Here is a 15,464-nt window from a genome sequence, read left to right as displayed (position 1 = left end):
CGCCTGTGTGGGGCCGATGAACGTGTTGCGGCGCGCCGGTTCCTGGCTCAGATCGGCCCGCACCTGGATCGCGCTCGGCGTCCTGGCCCCGTTGGGCATGGTGGTGACGTCCGGCCTGATGCTGGCCGATCTGCGCCGGGACGCCTGGGACAGCGCGGACCAGACCAGCCGGAACCTCCTCCAAGTCCTCGAGCGCGACATCGTGCGCAACATCGAGATGTACGATCTCTCGATCCGCGCGGCCGTCGACAACCTGAAGGTGCCGGGCCTGATAGAGGCCGATCCGCGCCTGCGCCAGCTCATCCTGTTCGACCGCGCCGCGACCGCCCGCGACATGGGCGTGATGCTGATCCTGAACGAGGAGGGCGATGTCGTCGCCGACATCGCGGCCGTCCCGCCCCGCAAGGGCAACTACGCGGATCGCGAGTACTTCCAGGTTCACCAGGCGAGCGCCGGGCTCGGCCTCCATGTCGGGCGCCCGATCGTGTCGCGGCTCGACGGCGAGCGGATGCTGCCGTTCAGTCGCCGCATCGACAGGCCCGACGGCAGCTTCGGCGGCGTGGTTCTGGGCACCGTGAAGCTGTCCTACTTCACGCACCTGTTCAGCGAGATCGACCTCGGGCCGGGCGGGGCCATCAACCTGTACCTGACCGACGGCACCCGCATCATGCGCTATCCCTACGTGGAGGCCGATCTCGGGGCGAACATCGCGCAGGCGCCGACCTTCAGGCGGTTCCTGCGGGAGGGGCGGGGCAGTTTCGTCAGCACCTCCGTGCGCGACGGCGTCGAGCGGAGCTACAAATTCACGCGGATCGGGACCCTGCCGCTGATCCTGAACGTCGCCCTGTCCACGAAGGACGTGGAGGCGGACTGGGCCGCGAAGGCGACGATCATCGGCGGCATCGTGCTGGCGCTGTGCGGCCTCACGATCGCGCTGTCGCTCCTGTTCGGGCGGGAGCTACGCCGCCGCGAGGCGATGCGGGCCGAGATGGCCGCTTTGTCGCGCACCGACGCCCTGACCGGCCTGCCGAACCGCCGCTGCTTCGAGGACATGTACCAGCGGGCTCTGGACGCGGCCCGGCGCGACGGCCATCCCCTGTCGCTGCTCATCGTGGATGCGGACCATTTCAAGCGCTTCAACGACCAATACGGGCACCCGGTGGGCGATGCGGTCCTGCAGGGCCTGGCGCGCAGTCTGTCGGCGAGCGTGCACCGCCCGCAGGATCTCGCCAGCCGCATCGGCGGCGAGGAGTTCGCCGTGCTCCTGCCCGAAACCGACGAGGCGGGCGCCCGGCGCGTCGCCGACACGATCCATGCCGAGGTGGCGAAGCTCCCAATCCCGTCGGCCGGGCTCGGGGCAGGCGTCGTGACGGTGAGCATCGGGCTCGCCGCCGCACGGCCGAGCGGCGACCGGAGCGCGCCCCCGCCGGACCTGTACCGCTTGGCGGACGGCGCCCTCTACGAGGCCAAGACCGGCGGCCGCAATCAGACGCGCAGCGCGGCGCCGTCACCCGCGCCGCTCCAAAGGGGCGCGCTGCAGCTGGTGAAGACGTCCTGACGGGGCCCGGCTGCGATCGGTCTTCCGATTTCTTGACGGAATCGACACGAAAACCGTGATCTTCTCGCGCCGATGGCTGACGGACCGGCCCGTGCCGCCCGTCGTCATCGCGCGCCGATGGACGGGTAGGCAGCGGGACCCGTGCGTCGGATCAGCGATGCTCGTGTGGATTTCGCGTGGAATCCGGCCCCGCAAGCCAAGGGTAACGAGGATGGACGACAGACGTGTGGCGCCCCGCAGACGGACGCTTCTCGAGGGGCACATCGAACTCGCCGGTGGCGGTGCGATCGACTGTACGATCCGCAACATCTCGGACGGCGGCGCCCGCCTGCGCGTCGTCAGCGTGATCGGCGTTCCCGACGCCTTCGTGCTGTCCTACGGGATCAACGGTCAGCGTCGGCCAGTTCGCGTCACGTGGCGTCAGGAAACCGAACTCGGGATCGCGTTCGACGACGCCTGACGGCCCGCGCCGGACGAGGCTTCCACGCCCACCCGTGTTGAGGGGCGGATCGGAGGGGCGTGGAAGGCCTGCGTCCGGCTGGTGGCCCACCGTTGCGCCGACAGGGTTAACGTTTCCTTACCGGGCGGCGGGGGCCGCGCGCCGGGCGTGGAGCGTCTCGGCGATCACCACGCCGGTCCGCAGCACGTGGCGATGGGCGATGGCCCCGGCCTCGGCGGCGTCCCGCCCGGCGAGGGCCTCGAACAGATCCCGGTGCTCCCGGGCGGATTCCGCCCAGCGGCTGCCGCTGGAGAGCGCGCGCAGGCGCGCCCACTGAGCCCGGGCCTGGAGCGGCGCGTGGGCCTCCGCCAGCGGACGGTTGTGGGCGGCCGTGACGATCGTCCGGTGGATCTCCTGGTTGAGGGCGAAATAGGCATCGAGCGCCTGGTCCCGGTGCATGCGGTCGAGCTGAGCCTGCTTGCCGCGCAGGTCGTCCATCAGGGCCTCGGAGATCCGCGGCGCGGCAAGTTCCGCGGTGAGCCGCTCGATGCCGGCCAAGGCCTCGAACAGTTCGAGGATCTCTTCCGGCGTCCAGTCCGGGACGCGCGCGCTGCGATTCGGGTGCAGGTCGACCAGCCCCTCCGCGGCCAGGAGCTTGAGGGCTTCCCGCAGCGGGGTCCGGGAGACCCCGAGCGCGACGGAAAGGTCCGTCTCCACGAGGGTCGCGCCCGCCGGCAGCACGCCGCGGACGATCATGTCCTTGAGCCGGGCCGCCGCCTGCTCGTGCAGTCCGATCCTGTGCACCTGCGCGGCGGGGACGATCAGGGCCTTGCGGGGCCGGCCCCGGCCTCGTGCGACGACGTCCATCGATCCTCCCACTCCACCGCGCCAGCCTAGCGCGTGCGGCCGCCCGATCGATGATCCATTTTTCGGCCACTTGCGCTGCCATATCATGCATTTGCGCAAATTGCATGCAGCATGCAGAAAATGCCTTGTCGCTCGTCCCGGCCTGTCGGATGCTCCGCGTGTCGGGGAAGGATGCGATGGAACGACCGAACCGCACGACGCGCCTGGGCATGCTGACGCCCTCGTCGAACAGCGTCCTCGAGCCGGCCACCGCCCATCTGCTGGCCGGCTGCGCGGGTGTGAGCGCCCACTTCGCCCGCTTCCGCGTGACGGAGATCGGCCTGTCGGCGGCGGCGCTGGACCAGTTCGACCCCGAGCCGATCCTGAGCGCGGCCGACCTGCTCGCCGACGCCCGGGTCGCCGCGATCCTGTGGAACGGCACCTCCGGCGCGTGGCTCGGCTTCGACGCGGACGAGCGCCTCGGCGCGGCGATCACCGACCGGACCGGACGCCCGGCCTCCACCGCCGCGCTCGCCTTCCGCGACCTGTTCCGCGCCCGGGGCTTCCGGCGGATCGGCCTCGTCACGCCCTATACCGGCGACGTCCAGCGCCGGATCCAGGCCAACTGGGGTGCGGCCGGATTCGACTGCGGCGCCGAGCGCCATCTCGGCCTGTCGGAGAATTTCGCCTTCGCCGAGGCCGGTCCCGAGGCCATCGCCGGCATGGTCCGGGCGGTGGCGGCCGAGGGCGTCGACGCGGTGGCGATCGTCTGCACAAATCTCGCGGGCGCCGTCCTGGCTCCGGATCTGGAGGCCGAACTCGGCGTGCCGGTGATCGATTCGGTGGCCGTCACCCTGTGGAAGGGCCTGGACCTCGCCGGCTGCCCGACCGCGCATCTCGCCGCCCATGGCCGCGCCTTCGCGGCGGACGGGGAGGGCCGTCCGTGAGCGCCGGAGCCGGAACCACCCTGATCCTCGACGGGATCACCCAGCGCTACGGGACGGCGCTCGCCGTCGACACCGTGACCCTCGACATCAAGGGCGGCGAGCTCGTGGCGCTGCTCGGGCCCTCGGGCTGCGGCAAGACCACCCTGCTGCGGGCGGTGGCGGGCTTCCTGAAGCCGACGGAGGGGCGCGTCATCATCGGCGGCCAGGCGGTCGACCACCTGCCGCCGAACCGCCGCACCGTCGGCATCGTGTTCCAGAACTACGCCCTGTTTCCCCACATGAGCGTCGCCGACAACGTCGCCTACGGCCTCGCGGCCCGGGGGGTCGGGCGGGCCGAGCAGAAGGCACGGGTGGCCGAGATGCTGGCGCTGGTGCGGCTGGAGCACCTCGCCGGGCGCTACCCGCGGGAGATGTCGGGCGGCCAGCAGCAGCGGGTGGCGCTGGCCCGGGCGCTCGCCGTGCGCCCCTCGATCCTGCTCCTCGACGAGCCCTTCGCGGCCCTCGACAAGAACCTGCGCCTCGACATGCAGATCGAGATCAAGCGCATCCAGCGCAGCGCCGGCACCACCACGCTGATCGTCACGCACGACCAGGAGGAGGCCCTGTCGATGGCCGACCGGGTCGCCGTGCTCAATGCCGGCCGCCTGGAGCAGTTCGCACCGCCCACCGACGTCTACGACCGCCCCGAGACGCTGTTCGTCAACACCTTCGTGGGCACGGCCAACGTCCTGCACGGCCGGCTCGCGACCGGGCCGGGGGGCACCCGCGTGGTGGCCCTGGAGACCGGCGGCCTTCTGCCCACCGTCACGGCCTTGCCGGACGGGACGCGGGTGGCCGCCTGCCTGCGGCCAGAGCACGTCGCCTTCGCGACCGGAGGGGAGGGGCTCGACGGCGTGGTCGAGATCGGCCTGCCGCTCGGCGCCACCCTGGTCCACGAGATCCGCCTCGACGGCGGCGCCCGCCTGAAGACCGCCGAGGCCCGGGCCGCGGGCGCCCGGCCCCGGCCGCCCGGCACCCGCGTGCGCCTGTCGCCGACCGCGCCCGAGCGGGTCAGCGTCTTCCCCGATTCCCGCCACTGAAGCCGAGCCGCCCGAGTCCGAGCCAGGAGAGCCGACCATGACCCTGCACCGCCGCAGCCTCCTCGCCGGCGCCCTGACCCTCGGCGCCGCGCAGGCCTTCCCGGGCCTGTCCCGCGCGCAGGCGCGCAAGCTCGTCTTCGCCACCTTCACGGGCAGCTGGGAGGAGGCGCACCGGGCCGTGCTGGTGCCGGCCTTCCGCAAAAGCTCGGGGGGCGACGTCATCCTCGATCCGATGCTCTCGGTCGACCAGATCGCCAAGGTCCAGGCCGCCCGCGCCAACCCGCCGATCGACGTGATGCTGCACGATCCGGGCCCCGCCCTCACGGCCATCGCCCAGGACCTCGTCGAGCCCTATCCGGTGGCCCAGTCGGCCCATTACGGCGACCTGATCGCCGACGCGCAGGAGCCGATGGGCCCGGCGCCGTTCTTCCAGATCGTCGGCCTGACCTACAACCCCGAGAAGGTGAAGACGCCGCCGACCTCCTGGGCCGACCTGTGGAAGCCCGAGTACAAGGGCCGGGTCGGCATCACCAACCTGAACTCGACGCTCGGCACCGGCTTCCTCGTGGAGATCGCCCGGATGCACGGCGGCTCGGAGACCGATGTCGAGCCGGGCTTCAAGGCGCTGGAGGCGCTCAAGCCGAACCTCGCCGCCGTGGCGGCCAACCCGGGCGCCCTGGCGGCCCTCTACCAGCAGGAGCAGGTCGACATCGGGCCGGGCAATTTCAACGCGATCCAGATCCTGAAGGCCCGGGGCGTGCCGGTGGAGTTCGCGATTCCGAAGGAGGGCATCATCGCCTTCAAGACGACGATCCACATCGTCAAGAACACGCCGGTAAAGGAGCTGGCCTTCAAGCTGATCGAGGCCGCCCTCTCGCCGGAGGTGCAGGCCAAGCTGATGCAGAGCCCCTACCTGATCGTGCCGACCAACCGGAAGGTCGCGATCGAGGGCGCGATCGCGAAGGTGCTGGCCAAGGACGCGGACGAACTGAAGCGCAAGTCGGTCTTCCAGGACTGGGCCGCGATCAACCGCAGCCGGTCGGCCTGGATCGAGCGCTTCAACCGCGAGATCCGGGTGTGACCGCCGGCCCGGCCATGGCGACGGCGGGCCCGGTCGCGGCGCCCGGCCGCCCGGTCCGCGCCTGGACGGCGGCCTACGACATCCGCCTCGCCCTGCCCCTCGGGGCGTTCTTCCTGGTCTTCTTCCTGGCGCCGCTGGCGCTGCTGCTGCTGGTGAGCTTCTACGCCGATCCGGGCATGACCCGGTTCGGCCTCGACCAGTACGCCCGGTTCCTGCTCGACCCGTTCTCCCTGCGGGTGCTCGGCGCGACCCTGTGGCTCGGCGTCGAGGTCACGGCGCTGACCCTGCTGCTCGGCCTGCCGCTGGCGCTGCTCCTGACCTGGGCGCCCGGCCGCCTGCGCGGCCTGCTGACCCTGATCGTGCTGCTGCCGCTGCTCACGAGCGTGGTGGTGCGGACCTTCGCGTGGATCGTGATCCTCGGGCGCCAGGGCATCGTCAACGCCGCCCTCCTCGGCCTCGGCCTCACCGACACGCCGCTGAAGCTGCTCTACACCGAGGGCGGCCTCGTCCTGGCGCTGGCGCAGGTGCAGATGCCCCTGATGGTTCTGCCGCTGGTCACCGCCCTGTCGCGGATCGACCCGAACCTCGCCGACGCCTCGGCGGCTCTGGGGGCGGGGGCGTGGCGCACCTTCCTCCGGGTGACCCTGCCGCTCTGCCTGCCCGGCATCGTGGCGGGCTGCCTGCTGACCTTCGCGGCGGCGATCACGGCCTTCATCACCCAGTCGCTGATCGGCGGCGGGCAGATGCTGTTCATGCCCATGTACCTGTACCAGCAGGCCTCCTCGCTCAACAACTGGCCTTTCGCGGCGGCGATCGCGATCGTCTTCCTCGTGGCGGTGCTGGCCTGCGTGACGCTCCTCAACCTCGTGGGCCGCCTGTCGCGCGGCTACGCGCAAGCCTGAGGTCACCATGCGGACGTCCCTGCGGCGCGACTTCGACTGGTTCAGCTTCCACGGCACCGTGCTGCTGCTCGCCGGCCTCTGCCTCGTCCTGCTGGCGGCACCGACCGTGATCGTCGTGGTGGTCTCGTTCACCAACGGCTTCTCCCTGCGCTTCCCGCCGCCGGGCTATTCCCTGCGCTGGTACGCGGCGCTCGCGGAGGCCGAGCAGCTCCAGGCCGCCGCCTGGAACAGCCTGGTGGTGGCGGGCTGGGCGACCCTCCTGTCGGTGGTGCTGGGCACCGCGGCTGCGCTCGCCATCGCCCGGTCGCGGCGGCTTTCCGCGCGGCTCCTCGACAGCCTGTTCCTGTCGCCGCTGGTCCTGCCGGCCCTGGCCTTCGGGCTCGCCGCCCTGATGCTGTTCAGCCTCGCCGGGATCCCGGTCTCGCCGCTGACCCTGATCCTCGGCCACACCGTGGTCTGCGTGCCCTTCGTGGTCCGCACCACGGTCGCGGCCCTGTCGCAGATGGACCCGGTGCTGCTGGAGAGTTCGACCTCGCTCGGCGCCTCGCGCCTCTACACGTTCCGCCGGGTGACCCTGCCGCTGATCCGGCCCGGGATCTTGGCCGGGGGCTTCGTCGCCTTCATGGCGAGCTTCGACAACGTCCCGGTCTCGCTGTTCCTGCGCGACGCCGCCACCGACATGCTGCCGATCCGGATGTGGCAGGATCTGGAGGGGCGCCTCGACGTCACGGTGGCGGCGGCCTCCAGCCTGCTGATCCTGGTGACGGTGGTGCTGGCGGTGGTGATGGAGCGGGCCGCCGGCCTGTCCCGCCGGATGGCGGGCTGACCCGCCATGCGGATCCTGCTCCTCAACCCGAACACCTCCGCGGCGATGACCGAACGCATGGCGCGGGCGGCGCAGGCGGCGCTGGCCCCCGATGCGCGGATCACCGCGCTCACCGCCACGACGGGCCTGCCCTACATCGCCAGCCGGGCCGAGGCGCAGCTCGCCGGCGCGGCGGTGCTGGAGACGCTCGCCGCGCACCAGGCCGGCCACGATGCCGCGGTGATCGCGGCCTACGGCGATCCCGGGCTGATCGCGGCGCGGGAGCTGTTCGACCTGCCGGTGGTCGGGATGGCCGAGGCGGCGATGCTGACCGCCTGCCAGGTCGGAGCGCGCTTCGCGATCGTCACCTTCGCCCCCGCGCTGCTGCCCTGGTACGAGGATGCGGTGGCCCTGGCCGGCCTGTCGGCCCGCTGCGCCGGCCTCTACGCGGTGCGCCGGCCGTTCCAGGCGGTGACCGAGGTCCAGGACGACTTGCGGCCCGAGATCCTGGCCCTGGCCGAGCGGGCGGTCGAAGAGGGGGCCGACGCGGTGATCCTGGCCGGGGCGCCCCTCGCCGGCCTCGCCACGACCCTGCGGGACGCGGTGCCGGTGCCCCTGGTCGACCCGCTGGCGGCCGCCCTCGGCCAGGCGCAGGCGCTGGTGCGGCTCGGGACGCGGCCGCCCCGGGCCGGACGCTTCGCCCGGCCGCCCGCGAAACCGGCCACGGGCCTGAGCGGGCCGCTCGCCCGCTGGATCGCGCATCGCGAGGGAGAGCCATGATGCAGACCGATGCGACGGGCCCGCTCTGGACCCTCTCGGCCACCGCCCTGGGCCGACGCTACGCCGCCGGGACGGCGAGCCCGGTCGCGGCCGCCCGCGCCTGCCTGGACCGGGCCGAGGCCGTGAACCCGGGGCTCAACGCCCTGGTCGCCGTCGATCCCGAAGGTGCGGCGCGCGCCGCCGCGGCGAGCGCGGCCCGCTGGGCGGCGGGCCGGCCGCTCGGCCCCCTCGACGGCGTGCCGGTGACCATCAAGGACAGCCTGAACGTCGCCGGGTTCGCCACCGGCTGGGGCAGCCGGCTCTACGCGGGGCAGGGGGCGGACCGGGACGAGACGCCGGTGGCCCGCCTGCGCGCGGCCGGAGCGGTGATCCTGGGCAAGACCAACGTCCCGGAACTGACCGTCCAGGGCTATACCGGGAACCCGGTCTCCGGCGTCACCCGCAACCCCTGGGATCCGGCGCTGACCCCGGGGGGCTCCAGCGGTGGCGCCGTCGCGGCGGTGGCCGCCGGGATCGGGCCCCTGGCCCTCGGGACCGATGCGGGCGGCTCGATCCGCCGCCCCGCCTCCCATACCGGCCTCGTCGGCCTGAAACCCACCGCCGGACGGGTGCCGCGAACCGGCGGGCTGCCGCCGATCATGCTCGACCTCGAGGTGGTCGGGCCGATGGCGCGCACGGTCGACGACCTCGCGGCGCTGATGCGGATCCTCGGGGCGGCCGATCCGAACGCGGTCGCGCCGAACGGCTTCGGCCCGTTCGGGACCGCCGCAATGCCGGAGCGCCCGCTGCGGATCCTCCATGTCCCGGCCTTCGGCACCGCCCCGGTCGATCCCGAGATCGCCGACAGCGTCGCCGAGGCGGCCGGGCGCCTCGCCGGCCTCGGCCACCGGGTCGAGACCGGCCGCTTCGACGCGGCGACCGCCATCACGGAGGCGTGGCCAATCCTCGGCCAGGCCGGAATCGCCTGGCTGATGCGGGCGCATCCGGGCCGGCGCGACGACCTCGGCCCCGACATCCGCGCCCTGGCGGAGGCCGGGGCGGCCCTCTCGGCGGCCGACCTGTTCGACGTGCAGCGGATGGCGCTGGCGCTGCGTCAGGATCTCGCCGCCCTGTTCGCCGCGCATGATCTGCTGATGACGCCCACGGCGGCGGCGCTACCCTGGCGGGCGGAGGACACCCATCCGGAGCGCATCGCCGGGGTGCCGGTGGGCCCCCGCGGCTCGGCGACCTTCACGGGCTTCGTCAACGCCGCCGGCTGTCCCGGGATCTCGATCCCCTGCCGCCCCTCCCGTGCCGGGCTGCCGATCGGGTTCCAGCTCGTGGCGCCCTGGGGCCGCGACGAGGCTCTGGTGGCGATGGCGGCGGCCTACGAGGCCGCCCATCCCTGGCGGATGCTCTGGGAGGGCGGCGCCCCGTGACCGGCCTGTCGCTCCACGCCGTCGACGCCGCCACGGGCCGGCCGGCCGCGGGGATGCGCGTGCGCGTCCTGCGGGCCGGGTCCCGGCGGCGGGTGCTCGCCGAGGGGCGGCTCGGCGCGGACGGGACGCTCGATCATCCGATCGTGCGGACGCGGCTCGCCGCCGGCCTCTACGAGGTCGTGTTCGCGATCGGGGACTTCGTCGGGGCGGCGGGGGAGGGGTTCCTGGAGGAGGCCGCGATCCGCTTCCGGATCGACGACCCCGACGGCCACTGCCACCTGCCGCTGAAATTCACCGCCTTCGGCGTCGCCCTGTTCCGCGGCTGCTGAGCCGGGGGTGCGTCGTCCCGGCACGCGCCTGCGGCGGCGCGGCCCTGCCGGCTCCCTCTCCCTTTGAGGTGACCGAGGCCCCCGGAGCGCCTAGACTCGATTCCGATCGGAGCGGGGCGCAGGAGGAAGCCGATGCGGGTTCAGGCGATGACGATCCCGGCCGCGGCTGGGCGCGCGACGCGCGGCGCCCCTCCGGCGCGCCTGATGCTGGCCGCGCTGACGGTCCTCGCACTTCCGCTGGCCTGGGTCGCGGCCGGACGCTCCCCTGCGGCAGCCATCGACCCCGATCTCGTGCGGGTGATCCGCTTCATGGCGCTGATCAAGGGCGGGTTTGCCCTGGCGGCGCTGGCCGGCTGCCTCTGGCGCCTCGGACGCCCCGCGGCCGCGTGGCGGAGCCTCGTCTACGTGGCCGGGCCGCCGCTCATGGCGGTCGGTGCGGCCGGCCTGTGGTCCCTGCACGATGCCGGCTCGGCGGCGCTCGCCCTGCATCTCGGTCTGTTCGCGCTCCTCGCGGCGGCGCTGACCGACCCCGATGCCCTGCCCGACGGTTCCCTGCGGCACGCCGTCAGATCGTCTCGTAGGCGAACAGAACCGAGATCAGCGTCAGGCCGATCAGCCCGATGACGAAACAGATGTCGGCGCAGCGCTCCAGGCGGATCGCGAGGTCGCTGACATCCCCCAGACGGATCGACAGGTAGGACGCGATCGCGCTGACCAGGAACAGGACCGCCGTCAGGGCGGCGGCCTCGTCGACGTGGCTCGGCCCGATCCAGCCCTCGGCGATCTTCACGAGGCCGATCAGCGTGGTGCAGACACCGACCATCGTACCGGCATTGGGGAGGATGTGGCGCGACAGGCCGTCCTCGCCGGATCCGGTGGCCTTCCGCCTTTCGGCCATGCGCTCCTCGTACAGCTCCGCGCCGGCCGATCCCCCTTAGATATCGCGCCCGTGGAGGTTCGTCATGAAGCGACCGCTCACCACCAGCTTCTCCGCGCCGCCGCCGACGCAGGCCGCCTCCCCCGAGCCGGCGACCTCGACGGCGACCACAGCGGCGACCACAGCGGCATCCTGGCGCGACGTCGCCCCGTTCGCGGCGGCCCTGATCGCCACCCTGGAGGGGATCGAAACGGGGCCGAAGGCGGGGCCGGCGATGCGGGCACACCGCTCCGCCATGCGCCGCCAGGGCGCGGCGGCCGCGGCGCTCGGCGGATCCGAGGCGCTGGAGGCGGTCCTCCACCAGGTCGCGGAGGCCGACGCGGCGCGGGCCGCTCAGCGCCTCGCGCTCATCCGCGAGGCCTGGACCGGGCTGCCGGGGGCGGGGGCGTGAGGCGTTCGGTCGGCCTACCGGACCGGGCTGGCGGCAGGTCCCGGACGCAGGTCCCGGACGAAGCGCGCCGTCGGGCGGGGCGCCGCCGCTTCGCGCCCCGGATTCAGACCGTCGCGTAAAGATTTGATACAGGATCTGGGATAAATTCGGGCTCAGCCACGCCGCGTCACACCGAGATCGATCGTCAGGAATTTGTGATGAACGACCAAGACAAGCAATTCATCACCCAGCAGATTCTTGATGTGGGCCGCCAGCTCTACGCCGCCCTCGACAGCAAGATCATGGCGGCTCACGCGCAGCAGCTCGCACAGATGCAAGATGTCAGGCGCCTCGCCGTCGTTCAGCTGGCGCCGAAAAACAACTTCTGTCTCGTGACAGATCATCCGATCGCCTACGAGAGCAACGATCACACGGTTCCGCGCGGAACAAAGGATGACAATACACGCAATCAGCGGTTCTGTCATGCGATCGAAAGCCATTTCGGCCGAAAGGTCACCGCCCTGGACCTCGGCTGCGCAGGGGGCGGCCTCGTCTTCGATTTCCTCATCAGAGGCAACGCGGCATTCGGGATCGAGGGAAGCGATTACTCCCTTCGCGCGCAGCGCGCCGAATGGTCTATCATTCCAGATTATCTAAAGACATGCGATATTACCAAGCCATTTTCTCTGATAGATCAGAAGACGGGTACGAAAGCCAAATTTGACGTCATCACGATGTGGGAGGTCCTCGAGCACATCGAGGAATCGTTGCTTCCTCAGCTGTTTGCCAATGTGAAATCTCATCTGGCCGACGGCGGTCTTTTCGTGGGCTCCGCCGCGACATACGACGATGTCGCCAACGGCGTGAGCTACCATCCTACAGTCAAGCCGGAGACGTGGTGGCGCGAGCTTGTCCGGCAGCACGGGCTCGAATTCGTCCCGAAGAGCATGTTTCAGTTCAAGGATTTTTGCCGAGGTTCCGGCAATGAGAACGCATTCTACGATGCCGATTTCAGCAAGAACCCCGAACTCGGCTTCCACTTCGTGATGAAGCACGTCGCCGCTTAGGTGCGGGGCATCCGAACGCGGCCATGAGGGCGCCGCACGCTTGAGCGGACCGAGCGCGCGCCCCACATGGACGGGAGCGACAGCATGGGGGGCCGGCCGTGTACGACCTCATCCACACCCTCCGCCTCTGGCTCTGGCGCCGTCAGATGTGGGCCATGGCACGGGCGTGGCGGGTGCCCGCGACCGGCGACGGCGACTGGATCGCCGCCACCGTGGCGGCCTCCGCGACGAGCTCGGGCGCGCCGGTCTCGTACGTGAGCGGCGCCGGCCTGTAGCGGATCCCGCTCCACCGGGAGCGGTCAGCCTTCCGGAGAGGGCTCGGCGGCGGCGGCGCCCGGCTCGGGTGCCGGGCCGGTGTCGAGGGTGCCGCTGTGGACCAGGGCGCCGGCCCAGGCGCTCGCGATGATCCGGACCTGCTCGATGGCCTCGGCGCGGGTGAAGGCACTGTCGCCTCCTCCCGGCCTGCCCTCGTCCCAGTAGACGAAGCCGGTGCGCCGGCCGCCGGCATCCTCGACGCAGGCGGCGTTCTCGAGGACGCAGATCCGGAGCGGGAGCTTGAGGCCGAGTGTGGGCATGGGGCCCATATAGGGCGCCGATCCCGCAGGAAATCGGCGCGCCCGCCGCGTGACGGTGCGCCTCAGGCAGGCCTCAGGTGGGTTTGGCCGCGTTGAGCGCCCGCGTCAGGTGCGCCACGACCTCGTCGCCCTTGGGCGGAGGCTCGGCTTCCTCGACCCGCCGGGCGACTTCCATCACGAGGTATGTCACCGATGGCGGCCACGATACGCCGTTGTCCAGGAGCATCCGGGCGGCGCTCACGAGCATCCTGAACTGGTCCGGCGGGATCGTGAGACCGGCCTCGTGCTGCGCGAGGATGTGGTCGGCGATGGCGGCCGCCAGTCCAGCAACCTCGGCCATCTTGTCGGGCGGACCCTCAGCCGTCATCTCAGATCGCGCTTCGTCTTGGAACGCTCGGTGCGGAGCATCTGTCACCTCTCCCAGGCCCATACGGTTCCACAAGCAATCCTGGGCAGCAAGCCACGCGGGCGGTTCGCAACTCCGACGTGTTGGATTGTGAACCATCGACGTCATGCGGCGGATCGGGCGCCCCATGCGTCTGCGCGGCTGGCCGTTCGCCCTGGCATCCCCTCATCGAGGCTCCCCGTTCGTGGCCGCTCTTCACCCGGCGGTCGGCCCCGTGCGGCCAGGGAAGCGGGCCATTGCCGCCCATGAATGGGATCCGGGCCTCGCGTCCGTGCGGAGCCGCGCGCCCGGCCCTCCGCCGTCCACCCGAATGCGATGTGACGGGCGCTCCGACGCGGCTCGACCGGTGAGCCAGCTGCGCTGGTCTGGGAGGCAACCGCGTCCTGACCGAAGCCGCGGGCCTCGAAGATCCTGTGGACGACGCCTGTCCGCTTCGCCTCGTCCAGCCAGGCCGTGACGCAGGCGAGGGCAGCGGGGCGGCCCTGCGGGACAGCGACCTGCATCTGCTGGTCGACCGGCCACAAACGGAACGGCGACGGGCCGCGCGTGCGTCAGCGTGCGGGCGGCGGCGCGGACGGTCGTCGTCCCATCGATGGCCACCGTCACGCCGTCGGGTTTCCCGTCATCCGAGCGACTGACAAAGATCAGCCCGGCGGTCGGCGCCCCTATCCGGCCGACCCGGAGCGGGCCGGTCGGGGCAATCTCGAAGTAAGAGCGGACGGTCCGTCTCCGATCCAATTCGGCCACTCGGCGGACTCGGACGACAGCCCGAAAACGGATGCGGCCGGCGGCCCATCCTACCTGTGCGCCCGCCGGTAGTCACGCGGGCTCATGCCGTGGCGATCCTTGAAGCGGCGCGCGAAATGCGCCTGGCTGCTGAAGCCGCAGCCGTAAGCCAGCATGCCGATCGACAGGTGGGCGCAGGCCGGATCGGCTAGGCGCTTGGCTGCCGCCTCTAGCCGGCGTCCCCAGATGTAGTCGGAGATGTGCCGGTCGCGCTCGTGGAACAGCTCCTGCAGCCGGCGCAGCGACACGCCGACCGCGGCGGCGAGCTTCGGCGGGTCGAGGGTCGTGTCACTCAAGTGCGCCTCGACGTAGGCCTTGGCGCGCTGGACGGTGGCGTTGCCGTGTATGGAGCGGGGCACCTCCTGCGCCAACCGTTCGGCGAGACTGGCCACGACGAGATCGATCCCGATCGACGCCATGCGCGCCGCACCGTCGGGGTTGAGCCGATCTCCCACCCGGATCAGTTCCTGGACGTAGGTGTTCGCGAGCATCGTAGAGGCGAGGTTGGCCTCGACCGCGAGGGCAGTGAACAGTTGAGACGGGCCCAGCACGCTCTCCAGGCGCTCCCGCGGCAGGTCGAGGATCAGGAAGGTGCCGGTCTCGATCTCGCTCACGCCCGGTCGATGATCGAGCACGACGAAATCGCCGGCCCGAGCTAGCGCCTCACGCTCGTTCTGCTGGACGGCATGGCGGCCGGATTGGCTGAAGACCGCGTAGAGGCGGTCACCCCGGCCGTTCCGCCGCACCGCCTCGGGTGTCACTTCGGTCCGGGTGGAACTCTGAACGCTTCGCGTGATCGGCAATGCTCCGATCGCGGTGACCTCGATCCGGCCGTGGAACGGCGCAGCGTCAAGATTCCGGATCTCGTTCGGAACCATCTGATCGCACATCATCTCCCGCCATCGCCGGAAGGCGATCCTGGGGTGGAGGCCCTCAGTCGAGAAAAGCGGTCGCATCCGCGGTCTCGGTCCACAGCTCGCCATACGAGGGCGGAGATTGGAGGGGCCGTCCGTCTATTGTATATAATCTAAGGATTCAAGCATTGCGGGCCGCCCGAAAACGGACCGGCGGAAACCCATCCCGAGCCGCGTTTCCGGACGCGACCCATGCCAGACGCTTAGGCGACGATCAGCGCATCC

At 71.5% G+C, this 15,464-nt stretch carries 19 protein-coding genes; 14 read left to right on the top strand and 5 right to left on the bottom strand.

Annotated elements, in window-relative coordinates; translation table 11 throughout:
- Positions 1–16 precede the first annotated feature (16 nt).
- Positions 17–1,558 carry a sensor domain-containing diguanylate cyclase gene (locus tag ABIC70_RS18860; protein ID WP_354440555.1) on the top strand — a complete coding sequence of 514 codons (1,542 nt, stop codon included), beginning with the start codon at positions 17–19 and terminating at the stop codon, positions 1,556–1,558.
- Between the two features lie 211 nt (positions 1,559–1,769).
- The gene (locus tag ABIC70_RS18855; protein WP_043386543.1) at positions 1,770–2,018 is read left to right on the top strand and encodes a PilZ domain-containing protein; all 249 of its coding nucleotides are present in this window, start codon (positions 1,770–1,772) and stop codon (positions 2,016–2,018) included.
- A gap of 117 nt (positions 2,019–2,135) precedes the next feature.
- Here the strand turns inward: ABIC70_RS18855 and ABIC70_RS18850 are convergent, their stop codons facing one another.
- Complete coding sequence (locus ABIC70_RS18850; protein WP_043349758.1) at positions 2,136–2,864, bottom strand: GntR family transcriptional regulator; 729 nt, start codon at positions 2,862–2,864, stop codon at positions 2,136–2,138.
- 176 nt (positions 2,865–3,040) lie between these two features.
- Here ABIC70_RS18850 and ABIC70_RS18845 point away from each other — a divergent pair, with 176 nt between their 5' ends.
- From ABIC70_RS18845 to ABIC70_RS18805, 9 genes are all read left to right on the top strand, one after another.
- Positions 3,041–3,790, top strand: coding sequence for a maleate cis-trans isomerase family protein (locus tag ABIC70_RS18845; RefSeq protein ID WP_043349762.1), 750 nt, complete (start codon positions 3,041–3,043; stop codon positions 3,788–3,790).
- Positions 3,787–4,869: an ABC transporter ATP-binding protein gene (locus ABIC70_RS18840; RefSeq protein ID WP_043349755.1), complete on the top strand. Its 1,083-nt coding sequence runs from the start codon at positions 3,787–3,789 to the stop codon at positions 4,867–4,869. Before ABIC70_RS18845 ends, ABIC70_RS18840 begins: the two co-directional genes overlap by 4 nt.
- A 37-nt stretch (positions 4,870–4,906) precedes the next feature.
- Positions 4,907–5,950 carry an ABC transporter substrate-binding protein gene (locus ABIC70_RS18835; RefSeq protein ID WP_043349754.1) on the top strand — a complete coding sequence of 348 codons (1,044 nt, stop codon included), beginning with the start codon at positions 4,907–4,909 and terminating at the stop codon, positions 5,948–5,950.
- Positions 5,947–6,852, top strand: a complete 906-nt coding sequence (locus ABIC70_RS18830; protein WP_043349751.1) for an ABC transporter permease — start codon at positions 5,947–5,949, stop codon at positions 6,850–6,852. Before ABIC70_RS18835 ends, ABIC70_RS18830 begins: the two co-directional genes overlap by 4 nt.
- Before the next feature lie 7 nt (positions 6,853–6,859).
- The gene (locus ABIC70_RS18825; protein ID WP_354440551.1) at positions 6,860–7,678 is read left to right on the top strand and encodes an ABC transporter permease; all 819 of its coding nucleotides are present in this window, start codon (positions 6,860–6,862) and stop codon (positions 7,676–7,678) included.
- A gap of 6 nt (positions 7,679–7,684) precedes the next feature.
- The gene (locus ABIC70_RS18820) at positions 7,685–8,437 is read left to right on the top strand and encodes an aspartate/glutamate racemase family protein (RefSeq protein ID WP_043386555.1); all 753 of its coding nucleotides are present in this window, start codon (positions 7,685–7,687) and stop codon (positions 8,435–8,437) included.
- Positions 8,434–9,855: an amidase gene (locus ABIC70_RS18815; RefSeq protein WP_111474075.1), complete on the top strand. Its 1,422-nt coding sequence runs from the start codon at positions 8,434–8,436 to the stop codon at positions 9,853–9,855. Before ABIC70_RS18820 ends, ABIC70_RS18815 begins: the two co-directional genes overlap by 4 nt.
- Complete coding sequence (locus ABIC70_RS18810; protein WP_043354274.1) at positions 9,852–10,184, top strand: hydroxyisourate hydrolase; 333 nt, start codon at positions 9,852–9,854, stop codon at positions 10,182–10,184. The genes ABIC70_RS18815 and ABIC70_RS18810 overlap by 4 nt, the downstream gene beginning before the upstream one ends.
- A gap of 132 nt (positions 10,185–10,316) precedes the next feature.
- Complete coding sequence (locus tag ABIC70_RS18805; protein ID WP_244447750.1) at positions 10,317–10,808, top strand: hypothetical protein; 492 nt, start codon at positions 10,317–10,319, stop codon at positions 10,806–10,808.
- Here ABIC70_RS18805 and ABIC70_RS18800 read toward each other — a convergent pair.
- Complete coding sequence (locus ABIC70_RS18800) at positions 10,750–11,082, bottom strand: hypothetical protein (RefSeq protein WP_043354278.1); 333 nt, start codon at positions 11,080–11,082, stop codon at positions 10,750–10,752. The two genes, ABIC70_RS18805 and ABIC70_RS18800, sit on opposite strands and share 59 nt — an antisense overlap.
- Positions 11,083–11,146: 64 nt before the next feature.
- Here ABIC70_RS18800 and ABIC70_RS18795 point away from each other — a divergent pair, with 64 nt between their 5' ends.
- The 3 genes from ABIC70_RS18795 (at position 11,147) to ABIC70_RS18785 (ending at position 12,833) form a co-directional block, all read left to right on the top strand.
- Entirely contained in the window at positions 11,147–11,512 is a 366-nt protein-coding gene (locus ABIC70_RS18795; protein ID WP_075379914.1) for a hypothetical protein, read from the top strand.
- 197 nt (positions 11,513–11,709) lie between these two features.
- The gene (locus ABIC70_RS18790; RefSeq protein ID WP_043354281.1) at positions 11,710–12,558 is read left to right on the top strand and encodes a methyltransferase domain-containing protein; all 849 of its coding nucleotides are present in this window, start codon (positions 11,710–11,712) and stop codon (positions 12,556–12,558) included.
- Between the two features lie 98 nt (positions 12,559–12,656).
- Positions 12,657–12,833 carry a hypothetical protein gene (locus ABIC70_RS18785; RefSeq protein WP_167337804.1) on the top strand — a complete coding sequence of 59 codons (177 nt, stop codon included), beginning with the start codon at positions 12,657–12,659 and terminating at the stop codon, positions 12,831–12,833.
- Positions 12,834–12,857: 24 nt separating this feature from the next.
- Here the strand turns inward: ABIC70_RS18785 and ABIC70_RS18780 are convergent, their stop codons facing one another.
- From ABIC70_RS18780 to ABIC70_RS18770, 3 genes are all read right to left on the bottom strand, one after another.
- Entirely contained in the window at positions 12,858–13,142 is a 285-nt protein-coding gene (locus tag ABIC70_RS18780) for a hypothetical protein (RefSeq protein WP_236961499.1), read from the bottom strand.
- A gap of 64 nt (positions 13,143–13,206) precedes the next feature.
- On the bottom strand, positions 13,207–13,500 hold the full coding sequence (locus ABIC70_RS18775; RefSeq protein ID WP_043354282.1) for a hypothetical protein: 294 nt from the start codon (positions 13,498–13,500) through the stop codon (positions 13,207–13,209).
- A gap of 836 nt (positions 13,501–14,336) precedes the next feature.
- Positions 14,337–15,281 (bottom strand): helix-turn-helix domain-containing protein, encoded by a 945-nt coding sequence (locus ABIC70_RS18770; RefSeq protein WP_043756315.1) that lies wholly within the window; start codon positions 15,279–15,281, stop codon positions 14,337–14,339.
- Between the last annotated feature and the right edge of the window lie 183 nt (positions 15,282–15,464).

Source organism: Methylobacterium sp. 1973 (genome assembly GCF_040545035.1).
Lineage (GTDB): Bacteria > Pseudomonadota > Alphaproteobacteria > Rhizobiales > Beijerinckiaceae > Methylobacterium > Methylobacterium fujisawaense.
The sequence above is the reverse complement of the archived record's forward strand: the minus strand, read 5'-3'. Positions and strand labels throughout refer to the sequence as shown.

Bases quoted from the DNA above. Each gene is read 5' to 3' on its own strand.
- ABIC70_RS18805 (WP_244447750.1), top strand. From the start codon at position 10,317: ATGCGGGTTCAGGCGATGACGATCCCGGCCGCGGCTGGGCGCGCGACG.
- ABIC70_RS18860 (WP_354440555.1), top strand. From the start codon at position 17: ATGAACGTGTTGCGGCGCGCCGGTTCCTGGCTCAGATCGGCCCGCACC.
- ABIC70_RS18820 (WP_043386555.1), top strand. From the start codon at position 7,685: ATGCGGATCCTGCTCCTCAACCCGAACACCTCCGCGGCGATGACCGAA.
- ABIC70_RS18775 (WP_043354282.1), bottom strand. From the start codon at position 13,500: ATGACGGCTGAGGGTCCGCCCGACAAGATGGCCGAGGTTGCTGGACTG.
- ABIC70_RS18855 (WP_043386543.1), top strand. From the start codon at position 1,770: ATGGACGACAGACGTGTGGCGCCCCGCAGACGGACGCTTCTCGAGGGG.
- ABIC70_RS18800 (WP_043354278.1), bottom strand. From the start codon at position 11,082: ATGGCCGAAAGGCGGAAGGCCACCGGATCCGGCGAGGACGGCCTGTCG.
- ABIC70_RS18815 (WP_111474075.1), top strand. From the start codon at position 8,434: ATGATGCAGACCGATGCGACGGGCCCGCTCTGGACCCTCTCGGCCACC.
- ABIC70_RS18835 (WP_043349754.1), top strand. From the start codon at position 4,907: ATGACCCTGCACCGCCGCAGCCTCCTCGCCGGCGCCCTGACCCTCGGC.
- ABIC70_RS18825 (WP_354440551.1), top strand. From the start codon at position 6,860: ATGCGGACGTCCCTGCGGCGCGACTTCGACTGGTTCAGCTTCCACGGC.
- ABIC70_RS18770 (WP_043756315.1), bottom strand. From the start codon at position 15,281: ATGCGACCGCTTTTCTCGACTGAGGGCCTCCACCCCAGGATCGCCTTC.
- ABIC70_RS18795 (WP_075379914.1), top strand. From the start codon at position 11,147: ATGAAGCGACCGCTCACCACCAGCTTCTCCGCGCCGCCGCCGACGCAG.
- ABIC70_RS18845 (WP_043349762.1), top strand. From the start codon at position 3,041: ATGGAACGACCGAACCGCACGACGCGCCTGGGCATGCTGACGCCCTCG.
- ABIC70_RS18790 (WP_043354281.1), top strand. From the start codon at position 11,710: ATGAACGACCAAGACAAGCAATTCATCACCCAGCAGATTCTTGATGTG.
- ABIC70_RS18780 (WP_236961499.1), bottom strand. From the start codon at position 13,142: ATGGGCCCCATGCCCACACTCGGCCTCAAGCTCCCGCTCCGGATCTGC.
- ABIC70_RS18850 (WP_043349758.1), bottom strand. From the start codon at position 2,864: ATGGACGTCGTCGCACGAGGCCGGGGCCGGCCCCGCAAGGCCCTGATC.